The 16,787-nt window shown below is 50.3% G+C and carries 12 protein-coding genes and 1 pseudogene; 6 read left to right on the forward strand and 7 right to left on the reverse strand.

From position 1 onward, the window contains the following. Positions 1 to 367: 367 nt before the first annotated feature. The 3 genes and pseudogenes from uidA to uidC all read left to right on the forward strand — a co-directional run bounded on the left by uidA (position 368) and on the right by uidC (position 4,852). A complete protein-coding gene (gene uidA, locus A7098_RS05170; protein WP_105280441.1) occupies positions 368 to 2,179 on the forward strand; it encodes a beta-glucuronidase in 1,812 nt (603 codons plus the stop codon). After that, positions 2,176 to 3,548, forward strand: a pseudogene (gene uidB, locus A7098_RS05175) (glucuronide transporter). The gene uidA and the pseudogene uidB overlap by 4 nt, the downstream one beginning before the upstream one ends. Before the next feature lie 38 nt (positions 3,549 to 3,586). Next, on the forward strand, positions 3,587 to 4,852 hold the full coding sequence (uidC, locus tag A7098_RS05180; protein ID WP_085460700.1) for a glucuronide uptake porin UidC: 1,266 nt from the start codon (positions 3,587 to 3,589) through the stop codon (positions 4,850 to 4,852). A 44-nt stretch (positions 4,853 to 4,896) separates the two neighbouring features. On the opposite strand, the gene A7098_RS05185 is transcribed toward uidC, so the two are convergent. Together A7098_RS05185 and manA are read right to left on the reverse strand one after the other, a co-directional pair. Next, on the reverse strand, positions 4,897 to 6,405 hold the full coding sequence (locus A7098_RS05185) for a YdgA family protein (RefSeq protein ID WP_001043388.1): 1,509 nt from the start codon (positions 6,403 to 6,405) through the stop codon (positions 4,897 to 4,899). 99 nt (positions 6,406 to 6,504) lie between these two features. Continuing rightward, positions 6,505 to 7,680, reverse strand: coding sequence for a mannose-6-phosphate isomerase (manA, locus tag A7098_RS05190; RefSeq protein WP_105280443.1), 1,176 nt, complete (start codon positions 7,678 to 7,680; stop codon positions 6,505 to 6,507). A gap of 198 nt (positions 7,681 to 7,878) precedes the next feature. On the opposite strand from manA, the gene fumB reads away from it, so the two are divergent. Beyond that, positions 7,879 to 9,525: a class I fumarate hydratase gene (fumB, locus tag A7098_RS05195; RefSeq protein WP_000066634.1), complete on the forward strand. Its 1,647-nt coding sequence runs from the start codon at positions 7,879 to 7,881 to the stop codon at positions 9,523 to 9,525. Positions 9,526 to 9,667: 142 nt separating this feature from the next. Further along, positions 9,668 to 11,071: a class II fumarate hydratase gene (gene fumC / locus A7098_RS05200; RefSeq protein WP_105280444.1), complete on the forward strand. Its 1,404-nt coding sequence runs from the start codon at positions 9,668 to 9,670 to the stop codon at positions 11,069 to 11,071. Here fumC and tus read toward each other — a convergent pair. The 3 genes from tus to rstA form a co-directional block, all read right to left on the reverse strand. Further along, positions 11,068 to 11,997 carry a DNA replication terminus site-binding protein gene (gene tus, locus A7098_RS05205; protein WP_000135175.1) on the reverse strand — a complete coding sequence of 310 codons (930 nt, stop codon included), beginning with the start codon at positions 11,995 to 11,997 and terminating at the stop codon, positions 11,068 to 11,070. The genes fumC and tus overlap by 4 nt on opposite strands. 74 nt (positions 11,998 to 12,071) lie before the next feature. After that, the gene (rstB, locus tag A7098_RS05210; protein ID WP_105280445.1) at positions 12,072 to 13,373 is read right to left on the reverse strand and encodes a two-component system sensor histidine kinase RstB; all 1,302 of its coding nucleotides are present in this window, start codon (positions 13,371 to 13,373) and stop codon (positions 12,072 to 12,074) included. A 3-nt stretch (positions 13,374 to 13,376) separates the two neighbouring features. After that, the gene (gene rstA, locus A7098_RS05215; protein ID WP_105280446.1) at positions 13,377 to 14,096 is read right to left on the reverse strand and encodes a two-component system response regulator RstA; all 720 of its coding nucleotides are present in this window, start codon (positions 14,094 to 14,096) and stop codon (positions 13,377 to 13,379) included. A gap of 128 nt (positions 14,097 to 14,224) precedes the next feature. Here rstA and A7098_RS05220 point away from each other — a divergent pair, with 128 nt between their 5' ends. Then, on the forward strand, positions 14,225 to 14,560 hold the full coding sequence (locus A7098_RS05220) for a GlpM family protein (protein ID WP_000524885.1): 336 nt from the start codon (positions 14,225 to 14,227) through the stop codon (positions 14,558 to 14,560). Here A7098_RS05220 and folM read toward each other — a convergent pair. After that, positions 14,557 to 15,279, reverse strand: a complete 723-nt coding sequence (gene folM, locus A7098_RS05225; protein ID WP_000520631.1) for a dihydromonapterin reductase — start codon at positions 15,277 to 15,279, stop codon at positions 14,557 to 14,559. The two genes, A7098_RS05220 and folM, sit on opposite strands and share 4 nt — an antisense overlap. A gap of 36 nt (positions 15,280 to 15,315) precedes the next feature. Continuing rightward, positions 15,316 to 16,698: an amino acid permease gene (locus A7098_RS05230; RefSeq protein WP_000412364.1), complete on the reverse strand. Its 1,383-nt coding sequence runs from the start codon at positions 16,696 to 16,698 to the stop codon at positions 15,316 to 15,318. Between the last annotated feature and the right edge of the window lie 89 nt (positions 16,699 to 16,787).

The following is a 16,787-nucleotide window of genomic DNA, read 5'->3' on the forward strand; positions in this document are numbered from 1 at the left end:
GTCTTTTCGCGGGTCGGTGAAGACTGGCCCGCTTAATCCTGCATAGAAACTCTTTCCGTTTCGTCACCAAACCACCGTTAACACATACACAGTAGCCATATGGCACGTGAATTTATCATTTAAAACCCATTCGAATGAACGTTCGATTGCTTATTTTGTGGCTTCTGTCAACGCTGTTTTAAAGATTAATGCGATCCGTATCACGCTGTGGGTATTGCAGTTTTTGGTTTTTTGATCGCGGTGTCAGTTCTTTTTATTTCCATTTCTCTTCCATGGGTTTCTCACAGATAACTGTGTACATCACAAAATTGGTTAACTAATCAGATTAAAGGTTGACCAGTATTTTTATCTTAATGAGGAGTCCCTTATGTTACGTCCTGTAGAAACCCCAACCCGTGAAATCAAAAAACTCGACGGCCTGTGGGCATTCAGTCTGGATCGCGAAAACAGTGGAATTGATCAGCGTTGGTGGGAAAGCGCATTACAAGAGAGCCGGGCAATTGCTGTGCCGGGCAGTTTTAACGATCAGTTCGCCGATGCGGATATTCGTAATTATGTGGGTAACGTCTGGTATCAGCGCGAAGTCTTTATACCTAAAGGTTGGGCGGGCCAGCGTATCGTGCTGCGTTTCGATGTGGTCACTCATTACGGCAAAGTGTGGGTAAACAATCAGGAAGTGATGGAGCATCAGGGGGGATATACGCCGTTTGAAGCCGATGTCACGCCATATGTTATTGCCGGGAAAAGTGTACGTATCACCGTTTGTGTGAACAACGAACTGAACTGGCAGACTATCCCGCCGGGAATGGTGATTACCGACGAAAACGGTAAGAAAAAGCAGTCTTACTTCCATGATTTCTTTAACTACGCCGGGATCCATCGCAGCGTAATGCTCTACACCACGCCGAACACCTGGGTAGACGATATCACCGTGGTGACGCATGTAGCGCAAGACTGTAACCACGCGTCTATTGACTGGCAGGTGGTGGCAAATGGTGATGTCAGCGTTGAACTGCGTGATGCGGATCAACAGGTTGTTGCAACAGGACAAGGCAACAACGGAACCTTGCAAGTGGTGAATCCGCACCTCTGGCAACCGGGTGAAGGTTATCTCTATGAACTGTACGTCACAGCTAAAAGCCAGACAGAGTGCGACATCTATCCACTGCGCGTCGGTATCCGGTCAGTGGCAGTGAGTGGCGAACAGTTCCTGATCAACCACAAACCGTTCTACTTCACTGGTTTTGGTCGCCATGAAGATGCTGATTTACGCGGCAAAGGATTCGATAACGTGCTGATGGTGCACGACCACGCATTAATGGACTGGATTGGTGCCAACTCTTACCGTACCTCGCATTACCCTTACGCTGAAGAGATGCTCGACTGGGCAGACGAACATGGCATTGTGGTGATTGATGAAACTGCAGCTGTCGGCTTTAACCTCTCTTTAGGCATTGGTTTCGAAGCGGGCAACAAGCCGAAAGAACTCTACAGCGAAGAGGCGGTCAACGGGGAAACCCAGCAGGCGCACTTACAGGCGATTAAAGAACTGATTGCGCGTGACAAAAACCACCCTAGCGTGGTGATGTGGAGCATTGCCAATGAACCGGATACCCGCCCGCAAGGTGCACGGGAATATTTCGCGCCACTGGCGGAAGCAACGCGTAAACTCGACCCGACGCGACCGATCACCTGCGTCAATGTGATGTTCTGCGACGCTCACACCGATACCATCAGCGATCTCTTCGATGTGCTGTGTCTTAACCGTTATTACGGTTGGTATGTACAAAGCGGCGATTTGGAAACGGCAGAGAAGGTACTGGAAAAAGAACTTCTGGCCTGGCAGGAGAAACTGCATCAGCCGATTATCATCACCGAATACGGCGTGGATACGTTAGCCGGTCTGCACTCGATGTACACCGACATGTGGAGTGAAGAGTATCAGTGTGCATGGCTGGATATGTATCACCGCGTCTTTGATCGCGTCAGCGCCGTCGTCGGTGAACAGGTATGGAATTTCGCCGATTTTGCAACCTCGCAGGGCATTTTGCGCGTTGGCGGTAACAAGAAAGGGATCTTCACCCGCGACCGCAAACCGAAGTCGGCGGCTTTCTTGCTGCAAAAACGCTGGACTGGCATGAACTTCGGTGAAAAACCGCAGCAGGGAGGCAAACAATGAATCAACAACTCTCCTGGCGCACCATCGTCGGCTACAGCCTCGGTGACGTCGCCAATAACTTCGCCTTCGCAATGGGGGCGCTTTCCTGTTGAGTTACTACACCGACGTCGCTGGCGTCGGTGCCGCTGCGGCGGGCACCATGCTGTTACTGGTGCGGGTATTCGATGCCTTCGCCGACGTCTTTGCCGGACGAGTGGTGGACAGTGTGAATACCCGCTGGGGAAAATTCCGCCCGTTTTTACTCTTCGGTACTGCGCCGTTAATGATCTTCAGCGTGCTGGTATTCTGGGTGCCGACCGACTGGAGTCATAGCAGCAAAGTTGTGTATGCATATTTGACCTACATGGGTCTCGGGCTTTGCTACAGCCTGGTGAATATTCCTTATGGTTCACTTGCTACCGCGATGACCCAACAACCGCAGTCCCGCGCTCGTCTGGGCGCGGCTCGAGGAATTGCCGCTTCGCTGACATTTGTCTGTCTGGCTTTTCTGATAGGACCGAGCATTAAAAACTCCAGCCCGGAGGAGATGGTGTCGGTGTACCATTTCTGGACGATTGTACTGGCAATTGCCGGTATGGTGCTTTACTTCATCTGCTTCAAATCGACGCGTGAGAATGTGGTACGTATCGTGGCGCAGCCGTCCTTGAAGATCAGTCTGCAAACGCTGAAACGGAATCGTCCGCTGTTTATGTTGTGCATCGGTGCACTGTGTGTGCTGATTTCGACCTTCGCGGTCAGCGCATCGTCGTTGTTCTATGTTCGCTATGTGCTGAATGACACCGGTCTGTTTACTGTACTGGTACTGGTGCAAAACCTGGTCGGTACAGTGGCGTCGGCACCGCTGGTGCCAGGAATGGTCGCCAGGATCGGTAAAAAGAATACTTTCCTGATTGGCGCTCTGCTGGGAACCTGCGGTTATTTGCTGTTCTTCTGGGTTTCCGTCTGGTCGCTGCCAGTGGCGTTGGTCGCGTTAGCCATCGCTTCAATTGGTCAGGGCGTTACCATGACCGTGATGTGGGCGCTGGAAGCTGATACCGTAGAATACGGTGAATACCTGACCGGCGTGCGAATTGAAGGGCTTACCTATTCGCTATTCTCATTTACCCGCAAATGCGGCCAGGCAATAGGCGGTTCAATTCCCGCCTTTATTTTGGGATTAAGCGGATATATCGCCAATCAGGCGCAAACGCCGGAAGTTATTATGGGCATCCGCACATCAATAGCCTTAATACCTTGCGGATTTATGCTACTGGCATTCGTCATTATCTGGTTTTATCCGCTCACGGATAAAAAATTCAAAGAAATCGTGGTTGAAATTGATAATCGTAAAAAAGTGCAGCAGCAATTAATCAGCGATATCACTAATTAATATTCAATAAAAATAATCAGAACATCAAAGGTGCAACTATGAGAAAAATAGTGGCCATGGCCGTTATTTGCCTGACGGCTGCCTCTGGCCTTACCTCTGCTTACGCGGCGCAACTGGCTGACGATGAAGCGGGACTACGCATCAGACTGAAAAACGAATTGCGCAGGGCTGATAAGCCCAGTGCTGGCGCGGGAAGAGACATTTACGCATGGGTACAGGGAGGATTGCTCGATTTCAATAGTGGTTATTATTCCAATATTATTGGCGTTGAAGGCGGGGCGTATTATGTTTATAAATTAGGTGCTCGTGCTGATATGAGTACCCGGTGGTATCTTGATGGTGATAAAAGTTTTGGCTTTGCCCTGGGGGCAGTAAAAATAAAACCCAGTGAAAATAGCCTGCTTAAATTAGGTCGCTTCGGGACGGATTATAGTTATGGTAGCTTACCTTATCGTATTCCGTTAATGGCTGGCAGTTCGCAACGTACATTACCGACTGTTTCTGAAGGAGCATTAGGTTATTGGGCTTTAACGCCAAATATTGATCTGTGGGGAATGTGGCGTTCACGAGTATTTTTATGGACTGATTCAACAACCGGTATTCGTGATGAAGGGGTGTATAACAGCCAGACGGGAAAATACGATAAACATCGCGCACGTTCTTTTTTAGCCGCCAGTTGGCATGATAATACCAGTCGCTATTCTCTGGGGGCATCGGTACAGAAAGATGTTTCCAATCAGATACAAAGTATTCTGGAGAAAAGCATACCGCTCGACCCGAATTATACGTTGAAAGGGGAGTTGCTCGGATTTTACGCGCAGCTCGAAGGTTTAAGTCGTAATACCAGCCAGCCCAATGAAACGGCGTTGGTTAGTGGACAATTGACCTGGAATGCGCCGTGGGGAAGCGTATTTGGCAGTGGTGGTTATTTGCGCCATGCAATGAATGGTGCCGTGGTGGATACCGACATTGGCTATCCCTTTTCATTAAGTCTTGATCGTAACCGTGAAGGAATGCAGTCCTGGCAATTAGGTGTCAACTACCGTGTAACTCCGCAATTTACGCTGACATTTGCACCGATTGTGACTCGCGGCTATGAATCCAGTAAACGAGATGTGCGGATTGAAGGCGCGGGTATCTTAGGTGGTATGAACTATCGGGTCAGCGAAGGGCCGTTACAAGGGATGAATTTCTTTCTTGCTGCCGATAAAGGGCGGGAAAAGCGCGATGGCAGTGCGCTGGGCGATCGCCTGAATTACTGGGATGTGAAAATGAGTATTCAGTATGACTTTATGTTGAAGTAAGAAATAACGCCGGAGAGAAAAATCTCCGGCGTTTTGGCTGTGAATTACTGCTGCGGAATAGCGGGTACAGCCGGAACGTTTAATGCCGGCATCGCAAACATCCCAACAAAATCTTCCAGTGGCATTTTCTGCCCGTTTAACGTGATCTGACCGTTAGCATATTGCAGGCTGGTGGTGATGGTATTGTCCTGCAAGGTGGTCAGACGAAACATTTGACCCATTGCTGACGCGCCTTCAACTTGCTGTTTTGCCAGTTTTTTCGCTTGATCTTCCTGATAACCTTCCAGCTTCGCTACCTGGGTCATCAGCTCAGTTGCCATATCGACCGGAATGGTTAGTTTTGCCTCCAGAGACTTAACCGAGCGATCAACTTCCTGAGCCAGTGTCTGCGGCGCTTCTTTAGTCGTTGCCGGATCTTTCAGGAACAGCGACAGATTCAGCGCACTTTCACCCTGACTGTTTTTCCAGCTTAACGGAGCGACAGTTATCACCGGATCGCCTTTCAACATCAGCGGCAGGGCGCTAAAGAAGGCTTCCGTCACTTTCTCCTGATAAAGTTCGGGATTGTTGGCAATCTCTGGCTGTGCCAGCAGAGCCTGGGTTTGCGCGTTATATTGCTGGCTAAACTGGTGCCAGGCTTCGCCATCAATCTGACCAACTTTTAAAGTCAGCTTGCCGCTGCCCAGATCCTGATTCTGTACTTTCAGGCTGTTTAGCGAGTAATCCAGTTGGCTATTGATCGTTTTACCGTCATTGACCAGGTCTGATTTACCGCTGATCTCCATGCCTTCCAGCAGTGCCAGTTCTTTGCCTTCTACCGAAATGGTCATTTTTTCCAGTGACAGTTTTTGGTTACCCACGCGCTCACCAAAACTTGCCAGTGTGCTGGAACCGTCGGTTTTCAGATTATTAAAGGTCAACTGCACTTTCTGGTTGTATTCGTTAACCGCATCCACCCGGCCGCTTTGTGCCTCCCCGGAAAGGGAGATAGCTTTGCCGTCTCTGTCAGCATTTAACTGGAACTCGCCGCCGCTAAAGGCGACTTTTTCATCTTTTTGTTCGTAATTCAGTGGCTTGAGAGAGATATCTGAGCTGGAATCACCGCTGTAACCAATGCGGGAGTTAATCTCAAAAGGTGTTTCTCCTTTTGCCATATCAAACAGTGGCTTGCTCACATTGTTGTTGACAAGCGTGGTTTGAATCGACGCCATCGACGGGATCAGGTTCAGTTTTTTAAGCTGGGCCAGGGGGAAGGGACCATGATCAACCGATTCGTTGAAGATGACGCTCTGACCACTTTTAATCCACGGATTTTCTTTCCCGGCAACGGGCTTCACCACCAGCTGTAACTGGCTGCTGAACACGCCGCGATGATAGTTTTGATAACTCACTTCCAGGTTGGATTCAGGAGCCGTCAGTTTAAGTTGCGCATTCGCCTGCGCGACCATGTCCTCGAGATGGGTTTCTATTTTCTTGCCTGTGTACCATGCGCCGCCTGTCCAGACTACGCCGAGCGCAACAATGACGCCTACCGCTACCAGCGATTTATTCATAGTGATTATCCATAAAATGAAATCAGGCGGACTGACCGCCTGAAGTGTTATAAGCCTTTAATAAGCTTAGCAAGAGATGTTAATTTTTTCAGTAAGCTCTTACAGCTTGTTGTAAACACGGGCTAAACGTCCGTGGCCTTTCACTGTCACCGGTGACTCGTTGGCGGCAATAAACGCTGATTCACCCGGTTTAAGCGGTAACAGCTGAGAACCTTTACACAGAGTTGCTTCACCTTCAACGCAGAACAAAATGGCGGCACTTTGCTGGCTGATAGTGGTTTCTTTATCACTAAGATCATGCAGCGAGAAGGCAAAATCATCCACTGGAATCGGGAAGTCCAGTTCTGCACCTTGCTTCACCGGCTGGGTCAACAACTGGTTAGCTGGTTTGGCTTCGAACTTCACGTTGGCAACCAGCTCAGGAATATCAATATATTTTGGCGTCAGACCCGCACGCAGCACGTTATCAGAGTTCGCCATCACTTCCAGCGCCACGCCTTGCAGGTAGGCGTGCGGTGTTTCAGCGAACAGGAACATCGCTTCGCCAGGGTTCAGTTTCACCACATTCAGCAATAGCGGGGAGAACAGACCGCTGTCATCCGGGTAAAATTCAGAAATTAAACGAATCGTTTGCCACGGTTCACCCTGCTGGCTGCCGAGGGCCGATTTTAAAATCGCCAGCGCGCGGGATTTTTCTTCACCCTGCATATTCAACAGGCTGGCGAACAGGTCGCTTAAACGTTCGGCACTGGGCTGCTGTAAAAAGTGAGCAATCGCCGGATGCGCGCCCGCGACAGGCTGGAGCAGGGAGACAATCTCGGAGAACTCACGAAACGCGTTCATCGCGAGGAATGGTGTCAGGGCAAAAACCAGCTCCGGCTTGTGGTTAGGATCTTTATAGTTACGCTCGGCGGCATCCATCGGAATACCTGCGGCATTTTCTTTAGCAAAACCGATTTCAGAATTGCGTTTGTTCGGATGAACCTGAATGGAGAGCGGCTGGGCTGCGCATAATACTTTGAACAGGAAAGGCAGTTCGCCAAAGCGTTTGGCAACGGCCTCTCCAAGCAGAGTCGATTTGTCACTCTCAATCACATCACGCAGTGAAACGATATCTCCGGCAGCATTGTGCACACGGGAACTGCTTTTCGGATGTGCCCCCATCCACAGCTCGGCCATCGGTTGGCTGGACGGATTTTCCATACCATAAAGTTCAGTCAACGCCGTTTTGCTGCCCCAGGCATAGTTTTGCACTGAGTTAATGAGTTTTTGCATGATCAATCCCTGTTTAAATGTGGAAATTAATCCCGCTATTAAAGCAAGAATCCTACGGGAAGTAACCTGGAGCCGCAAAAAGTCGTACTTGTCTCAGTTTTTGTTAAAAAAGTGTGTAGGATATTGTTACTCGCTTTTAACAGGGCAACGGAACACCCGCCCAGAGCATAACCAAACCAGGCAGTAAGTGAGAGAACAATGTCAAACAAACCCTTTCATTATCAGGCTCCTTTCCCACTCAAAAAAGATGATACCGAGTATTACCTGCTGACCAGCGAACACGTTAGCGTATCTGAATTTGAAGGGCAGGAGATTTTGAAAGTCGCACCCGAAGCGTTAACTCTGCTGGCGCGTCAGGCGTTTCATGATGCGTCATTTATGCTGCGACCGGCTCACCAACAGCAGGTGGCCGACATTTTGCGTGACCCGGAAGCCAGCGAAAACGATAAATATGTGGCGCTTCAATTCCTGCGTAACTCCGATATCGCGGCAAAAGGCGTTCTGCCAACCTGTCAGGACACTGGCACCGCGATTATCGTTGGTAAAAAAGGGCAGCGCGTATGGACCGGTGGCGGTGACGAAGCGGCGCTGGCGCGCGGTGTCTATAACACCTATATCGAAGATAACCTGCGCTACTCGCAAAATGCGCCGCTGGATATGTATAAAGAGGTGAATACCGGCACCAATCTGCCAGCGCAGATCGATCTTTATGCTGTTGATGGCGACGAGTACAAATTCCTCTGTATCGCCAAAGGTGGCGGTTCGGCAAACAAGACGTATCTCTATCAGGAAACCAAAGCGTTATTGACGCCGGGGAAACTGAAAAATTACCTGGTTGAGAAAATGCGCACGCTGGGTACGGCGGCGTGTCCTCCGTATCATATTGCGTTCGTTATTGGCGGAACGTCTGCGGAAACTAACCTTAAAACGGTGAAACTGGCTTCCGCTAAATACTATGACGAACTGCCAACGGAAGGGAATGAGCACGGTCAGGCGTTCCGCGATGTGGCGCTGGAAAAAGAATTGCTGATCGAAGCGCAAAATCTTGGACTGGGCGCGCAGTTTGGTGGTAAATACTTCGCTCACGACATCCGCGTGATTCGCCTGCCGCGTCATGGTGCATCCTGCCCGGTCGGAATGGGCGTCTCCTGTTCTGCTGACCGTAATATCAAAGCGAAGATCAACCGTCAGGGGATCTGGATCGAAAAACTGGAACATAATCCAGGCAAATATATTCCGGAAGAGCTGCGCAAAGCGGGAGAAGGCGAAGCGGTTCGCGTTGACCTTAACCGTCCGATGAAAGAGATCCTCGCACAGTTGTCGCAGTATCCCGTTTCTACGCGCTTATCGCTTAACGGCACGATTATCGTCGGTCGTGATATTGCCCACGCCAAACTGAAAGAGCGCATGGACAACGGCGAAGGGCTACCGCAATACATCAAAGATCACCCGATTTACTACGCGGGTCCTGCAAAAACGCCAGAAGGTTATGCTTCCGGTTCTCTTGGCCCAACGACCGCCGGACGGATGGATTCTTATGTCGATCAACTGCAAGCGCAGGGCGGAAGTATGATCATGCTGGCGAAAGGCAACCGCAGCCAGCAGGTGACGGATGCCTGTAAAAAACACGGTGGCTTCTACCTCGGCAGTATTGGCGGCCCGGCGGCAGTGCTGGCGCAGGGCAGTATTAAGAGTCTGGAATGTGTTGAGTATCCTGAACTGGGAATGGAAGCGATCTGGAAAATTGAAGTGGAAGATTTCCCGGCGTTTATTCTTGTGGATGATAAAGGAAATGACTTCTTCCAGCAGATACAGCTCACGCAGTGCACCCGCTGCGTGAAATAAACAGAGCCGTCCTTCGGGGCGGCTTTTTTACATGGCACGAAAGACCAAACATTTGTTATCAAATAGTAAATAATGAGTGAGCTAAAAGTTGCTTAACGTAAGCAAAACAGAAAGAAAAAATTAATCAGGTGAGGAGCAGTCCATGAAAACAGTACGCAGCGAAAAAGATTCGATGGGTGCGATCGATGTCCCGGCAGATAAGCTGTGGGGCGCACAAACTCAACGCTCGCTGGAGCATTTCCGCATTTCGACGGAGAAAATGCCAACCTCACTGATTCATGCGCTGGCGCTAACCAAGCGCGCAGCGGCAAAAGTTAATGAAGATTTAGGCTTGCTGTCTGAAGAGAAAGCGAGTGCCATTCGTCAGGCGGCAGATGAAGTGCTGGCGGGACAGCATGACGATAAATTTCCGCTGGCTATCTGGCAGACCGGTTCCGGTACGCAAAGCAATATGAATATGAACGAAGTGCTGGCTAACCGCGCGAGCGAATTGCTCGGCGGCGTGCGCGGGATGGAACGTAAAGTTCACCCTAATGACGACGTGAACAAAAGCCAAAGTTCCAACGATGTCTTTCCGACAGCGATGCATGTTGCGGCGATGCTGGCGCTGCGCAAGCAACTCATTCCGCAGCTTAAAACCCTGACACAGACGCTGAGTGAAAAATCGCGTGCATTTGCCGATATCGTCAAAATTGGTCGTACCCACTTGCAGGACGCCACGCCGCTGACGCTGGGGCAGGAGATTTCTGGCTGGGTAGCGATGCTGGAGCATAATCTCAAACATATCGAGTACAGTCTGCCGCACGTGGCGGAACTGGCGCTGGGTGGTACAGCAGTAGGGACGGGGCTGAACACTCATCCGGAATATGCGCGTCGCGTTGCGGATGAACTTTCGGTAATTACCTGCGCGCCGTTTGTTACCGCGCCGAACAAATTTGAAGCTCTGGCGACCTGTGATGCGCTGGTTCAGGCGCACGGCGCCTTGAAAGGGTTGGCTGCGTCACTGATGAAAATTGCCAATGACGTTCGTTGGCTGGCATCTGGCCCTCGCTGCGGAATTGGTGAAATCTCAATCCCGGAAAACGAGCCGGGCAGTTCAATCATGCCTGGGAAAGTGAACCCAACGCAGTGTGAAGCGTTAACCATGCTTTGCTGTCAGGTGATGGGGAACGACGTGGCGATCAACATGGGTGGCGCTTCCGGAAACTTTGAACTGAACGTCTTCCGCCCGATGGTTATCCACAATTTCCTGCAATCGGTACGCTTGCTGGCAGATGGCATGGAAAGTTTTAACAAACACTGTGCAGTGGGGATTGAGCCGAATCGTGAGCGAATCAATCAATTACTCAATGAATCGCTGATGCTGGTGACCGCACTCAACACCCACATTGGCTATGACAGAGCCGCCGAGATTGCAAAAAAAGCGCATAAAGAAGGGCTGACCTTAAAAGCTGCAGCCCTTGCGCTGGGCTATCTTAGCGAAGCCGAGTTTGACAGCTGGGTACGACCAGAACAGATGGTCGGCAGCATGAAATCCGGGCGTTAATCTGCAACATACAGGTGCAGCCGTGGAATGATCAAACGAAGCGGCTGCGCCTGCGGTTTATAACGGTGCTGCACATTGTCGGCATCGTAATTCAACAACTCGCCAACGTCCGGTACGCCCGCGCCATTATCCCGATTAATCAGTGCAATAAGCGGCGTAGGGCAGGCGTGTTGTACCTGTTTTTGATCTCCCTTGTACCAGACGCGGGCAATCGGCTGCACCTTTACCGGACGTTTGATTTTTAACTTCACGTCCTGTGGCAGGGCAGCAATATCCTGATATTCACGCTCCAGTTTTCCCTGCCACTCCTCACGCGTCCACGGTGCGACGCTGCGGGGTGATTTCAGACTTTTTTCCAGCTGCGCCAGCACTTCATCACGATGCAAATTCTTAATGATATGTTTATTCGCCCAGCCAAAACGTAAAGTTGCGGGGTCATGCAGAACGGTGAGGGTGCGGTAAGCGTTCAGTGTGATCAGCCCCGGCAAATGGCGATGCACCCATTCAAAACGCGCCGCCGTAGGAAGTTCTGACTCAACCGTGACGATATGCTCGAAAGTGGTTTTAAGTTGATTGATGCGCTGGATATGACTTACCAGCGCCGCTTGTGAAAGGTTATCAACCTGATAACACAACACGCCGGGCAGACGAACAGCGGCCTTGCTGCTGCGATTTTCAGACTGTTGCTGAATAAACAAATGGCGGAAATGACGTAGCGCGAGCGCCTGCGCCTCTTTGCCGAGATGTTGCTTAACTTCAATGCAATTCAGCGGATTATGCTCATCCTCTTTTTTGACTTCCGGTAAAGAGAATACCCGGGCAACCAGCAACTTGTGCTGTTCAAGCTCAGCGGCAAATGCGGCCAGTTCTTGCTCCATCTGGCGAAAGGTAGTATTGAGTCGATCTACGAGATCGTAACGAGCCATAAAATCACCACTTTAGTTACAACATACTTATGTTATAGCACAGTGGCGACGACTTGACCACCGTGCGCGTAGCGTCAGGCAGAGGTAAATTGCGCAATGTTGTGCCATAACGGCCAGCTAAACGAGAAGCGGGCGCCGCCCAGTTCGCTGGTGTCACAATTAACCGTGCCGCCCATTGCCAGTGCAATTGAGTGGACAATTGCCAGTCCCAGCCCGCAGCCGCCGGTTGCACGGTCACGGCTGGGGTCGAGGCGAACAAAGGGTTCAAAGATATGCTCTCGATCCTGTGGTGCAATCCCTGCACCATCATCTTCAACAATTAATGTCGCTTTGTTTCCTGCCAGTAGCAGGCTGGTTTCGACTGTTGAATGGCAGTAGCGCAGGGCATTATTGAGCAAGTTATCCAGCACGCGCTCCATCAAGCGCATATCCAACGCCGCATAATGACCTTGCATGATGGTTTTTATCCGTACCGTTTTATCGGGAGTTAGTGCCTGAATGTCGGCCAGATGCGTTGACAGCCACAACGGCAGGTCTGGTTCGCTAAGATGGAGCTCATTTTGCGGGCGATCGAGTCGGGCATAAGTCAGCAACTCTTCAATTAAGGCTTCCAGTTGGCTGATATCGCGATTCAACGCCTGAGATTCTGTTGCGCTCAGATTTTCGCTCATCTCCAGTCGATAACGCAGGCGCACTAACGGCGTTCGCAGTTCGTGGGCGATACCGTCAATAAGCTGTTTTTTACTGGCAATCAAGGCGTTGATATTATCCGCCATCTGGTTAAACGCCACGCCAAGCCGTTCAAAACTCGAACCTTCATCAAAGTGAATACGTTCATTGAGACGCCCATCGCCAAATCGTTGCGCCGCTGCTTCCAGTTTTAACATGTCCTGCCAGTGCGGACGCATCCAGATAAACACGGGAAAGGCGAGGGAGATGGCAATAAAAGCGATCAGCGCGATATCCAGTAATCGCATTTGATGGAGGTAATAAAGATAAGGCACGGGACCGACTGCCAGCACGTAGTGGCTGCGCGGTATACGCTGTAAGAATGTGTACTGATCGTCCAGGGCGACAATTTCGCCGCCACGCAGTCGATGCATGGAGATTTCATCGAGATGATATTTACTCAACGGTTCGACGCGCAGATCAAAAGAGAGATTTAAATCCATCTCTTTCAGCGTTTTTCCCCAGTCGTGTGGGGGGATCTCGCGCAATTCGCTACGCATCAGGTATAGAGAACTGTTCATCAAATCATCCAGCGACTGTTTGCCCGCGCGTTCGGCGGTAAATTTGTACACCAGCCCAACCAGTAGGGACATCACCAGAAAGCAGACAAACAGTAGAAGATAAAACTGGATAAACAGTTTTTTCATCGCTTATTCCCACGCATGAGGCGCAAACAGATAGCCTTTGTTTCGCACGGTTTTAATGCGATAAGGTTCGGCAGCGTTATCGCGCAGTTTTTTTCTTAACCGCGAAATAGCCACGTCCACGCTACGATCCAGACCGTCGAAACTGACGCCGCGTAAATTTTTCAACAACGCATCTCTGTCCATAATTTGCCCCGCGTGGGTGGCTAATTCCCAGAGCAGTTCAAAATCGGCGGTAGAGAGTGAAATTTCGCAGTCAGCAAGCGTAACTACACGGTTAATGGGATCGATGGTTAACGTGCCGAAATGCAATGCCTTATAAGGAGTAAGAGGTGCTTCTTGTATACCTTTGGTCAGCGTGGTTTGCTCGTTCTGACGCAAATGTAAACGTAACCGCGCCAGCAGGACTGCGGGGGGCGTTGTTTTGAGAATATAGTCGCAGGCGCCCATTTCCAGAGCCAGAATGTGGTTCATATCACTATCGAGAGATGTCAGCAGAACTATAGGCCCGCTCCATTTAGTGCGTAAATCACGACAGACAGTCATGCCGTCCTTGCCTGGTAGCATGATATCGAGGAGCACCAAATCCGGATTTTCCCGCAGAATTGTTTCTTCTGCATGGTCGCCGCGAGGTTCAATGGTTACCTGTATATCATGTTTCGCCAAATACGCGGCAATCAGTGAACCGACTTCCGCGTCATCTTCCACAAATACGATAGTGTTCATATTATTCACGGTAGATATAAAAACGTCACAATACACCGCGTTGTTTTTACTTACTATCAATCGTTCCTAAACAAGTTTTCATCAGGTATTCTAGGGATGACTTGTTATGGAAGTGTTAAGGTAAAAAGATGGGGCTGGTAATCAAAGCCGCGCTTGGTGCGCTGGTGGTGGTGTTAATTGGTGTATTAGCAAAAACGAAAAATTACTATATCGCCGGGCTGATTCCGCTTTTCCCGACCTTTGCGCTTATTGCGCATTATATTGTTGCCAGCGAACGCGGCATTGAAGCCTTACGCGCAACCATCATTTTCAGCATGTGGTCGATTATTCCCTATCTTATTTACCTGGCGTCGCTGTGGTATTTCACCGGAATAATGCGCTTGCCCGCCGCTTTTGTGGGTTCCGTTGCGTGCTGGGGGATAAGCGCATGGGTGTTGATTATATGCTGGATGAAGCTGCATTAACGCAGATGTCGACCGCCATCAAGCGGAAAACTGCGTCCGGTAACAAAGCAACTGGTGAGTAAATAATCGACCAGGTCGATCACTTCTTTCTCGCCTGGTGCGGTTTTCATCAGTGATTTATTCAGCGCCTGTTGACGATATTCAGCATCATCATGCTCATTAAACAGGATCAGCGATGGCGCGATAGAATTCACTTTCACTTCCGGTGCCAGCTTGCGGGCAAACGAGCGTGTCATATTATCCAGCGCCGCTTTGCTCGCAGCATAGGCAATATGTTTGTCGCTTCCGCGCTCCACCACATAATCGGTAAAGTGAATGATATCGCTGGCGGCGTGTCCGTGCCCACGCAGTAATCTTTCCAGAGCGTGGTTAAGAAGGTATGGGGTATTAACGTGGATTTGCATCATGCAGGCCAGCACGTCAGTCAGTGGCGTACCTGGTTTTTCAGCCATCCACGCGCTGGCGTTGTGCAAAATAGCACGCAGGCCATGGGTGCTTTTTAGTACCTCATCGGCAAACGCCATCACACCGTCGTTGGTTGAAAAATCAGCCTGAATACATTGCGCACCCGCATTAATCAGTCCATCAATGGCAGGATAGCGCGTCCGATAGCTGACAATCACCGGTTGCTTTTGATTAATGAAATGCCAGGCGAGGGCGAGGCCAATGCGACGGCCTCCGCCAGTAATTAATATTGGCAAGGGGTGGGTTTTACCCATCGTTATCTCCTTTGCTATCCAACGATGGGACGAACGTTATCCCACCAGCATCCAGGTCGCCGGAACTGCGGCAATTAACAACATGCTAATTAACACCATTTCCTGACGATTCAGTACATTATCATGTGTATGCGTTTTACGCGCGTACAGGAACACCAGAAGCCCAGGTGCATACAGAACGACGGATAACAGCAGGTGCATTGGGCCAGAGGCGTACAATAACCATAAGCCATAAATGCAGGCACCGATACCTACTGCTTTATGCAGTGGACGGGTAGCGATTTTCAGCAGGAACGCGCCAACCAGGAAATAGGGCACCAGAATCATTTCTGAGGCGATGGTGAGCAATGTGTTGTAATCGGAACCGGTTAGCCAGATGAGTACCAGGCAAATTTGCACGCAGATGTTGGTCAGCCACAGTGAGGCAGACGGCGCAGCTTGCGCATTCTGGCGAGCAAAAATGCGCGGGAATGCTTTATGAGTGGCAGCCAGGAAGGGGACTTCTGCCGCCATAATGGTCCAGCTTAAGTACGCGCCGCAAACGGAAACGATCAGTCCGGCAGCGATGATAATCTCACCCCACGGCCCCATCATTTTCACCATCAGGCCGGCCATAGAGGGATTACGGATTTCAGCCAGTTCAGGGCGTGCTACCACCCCCAGCGAAAGCAGAGTTACCAGTAAATAAACGCCCAGCGCGGAAAGTACCGCCAGAAGTGTTGCTTTGCCGACATCATGTTTATTACGCGCTCGCGCAGAAACCACCACTGCACCTTCCACGCCAATGAATACCCACAGTGTGATCAACATTGTGTTTTTCACCTGTTCCCATACCGGTATACCAAGTGCAAGGCCAGTGAAGTCGAGTTTGAAGGTGTCCAGTTTGAACATCATCATCGCCAGAACAATAAACAGACCTAGCGGTAATAATTTTGCCAGCGTCGCCACCAGGTTAATACTGGCAGCGGTCTGCACACCGCGCAGGATCAAAAAGTGAACAATCCATAATAAGGCGGATGCACCGACAATCGATTGCCAGGTATTGCCATCGCCAAACAGGCGCAATTCCGGCGTATCGGTGAAGAAACTCAATGCGGAAAAGACGATCACCAGATAGGAGACGTTGGCGATAACTGCGCACAGCCAGTATCCCCATGCGGAGCAGAAACCAATCAGTTCGCCAAACCCTTCACGGGCATAGGTAAAGATACCGCCGTCAAGGTCGGGACGAATACGCGTCAGGATCAGCATAGCGAAGGCCAGTAATAAAATCCCTGCGCCGGTGATACCCCAGCCGATCAATAATGCTGCCGGGCTGGCTACCGCCGCCATATTTTGCGGCAGACTGAAAACACCTGCGCCCAGCATTGAGCTTAATACCAGCGCAGTGAGCGCGCTCAGTCCCAGTTTCTTTTCCATCTGTATCCAGTGATCAAAACGTGTTTGGAAGAATAAATATTAGGACAAAACGCATAAAAATGGTGTTTGTCACTAAGGCGCGGGATTTT

Origin of the sequence: Escherichia sp. MOD1-EC7011 (assembly GCF_002965005.1) — a bacterium.
Classification (GTDB): domain Bacteria; phylum Pseudomonadota; class Gammaproteobacteria; order Enterobacterales; family Enterobacteriaceae; genus Escherichia; species Escherichia ruysiae.

Bases quoted from the DNA above. Each gene is read 5' to 3' on its own strand.
- uidA (WP_105280441.1), top strand. From the start codon at position 368: ATGTTACGTCCTGTAGAAACCCCAACCCGTGAAATCAAAAAACTCGAC.
- uidC (WP_085460700.1), top strand. From the start codon at position 3,587: ATGAGAAAAATAGTGGCCATGGCCGTTATTTGCCTGACGGCTGCCTCT.
- A7098_RS05185 (WP_001043388.1), bottom strand. From the start codon at position 6,405: ATGAATAAATCGCTGGTAGCGGTAGGCGTCATTGTTGCGCTCGGCGTA.
- manA (WP_105280443.1), bottom strand. From the start codon at position 7,680: ATGCAAAAACTCATTAACTCAGTGCAAAACTATGCCTGGGGCAGCAAA.
- fumB (WP_000066634.1), top strand. From the start codon at position 7,879: ATGTCAAACAAACCCTTTCATTATCAGGCTCCTTTCCCACTCAAAAAA.
- fumC (WP_105280444.1), top strand. From the start codon at position 9,668: ATGAAAACAGTACGCAGCGAAAAAGATTCGATGGGTGCGATCGATGTC.
- tus (WP_000135175.1), bottom strand. From the start codon at position 11,997: ATGGCTCGTTACGATCTCGTAGATCGACTCAATACTACCTTTCGCCAG.
- rstB (WP_105280445.1), bottom strand. From the start codon at position 13,373: ATGAAAAAACTGTTTATCCAGTTTTATCTTCTACTGTTTGTCTGCTTT.
- rstA (WP_105280446.1), bottom strand. From the start codon at position 14,096: ATGAACACTATCGTATTTGTGGAAGATGACGCGGAAGTCGGTTCACTG.
- A7098_RS05220 (WP_000524885.1), top strand. From the start codon at position 14,225: ATGGGGCTGGTAATCAAAGCCGCGCTTGGTGCGCTGGTGGTGGTGTTA.
- folM (WP_000520631.1), bottom strand. From the start codon at position 15,279: ATGGGTAAAACCCACCCCTTGCCAATATTAATTACTGGCGGAGGCCGT.
- A7098_RS05230 (WP_000412364.1), bottom strand. From the start codon at position 16,698: ATGGAAAAGAAACTGGGACTGAGCGCGCTCACTGCGCTGGTATTAAGC.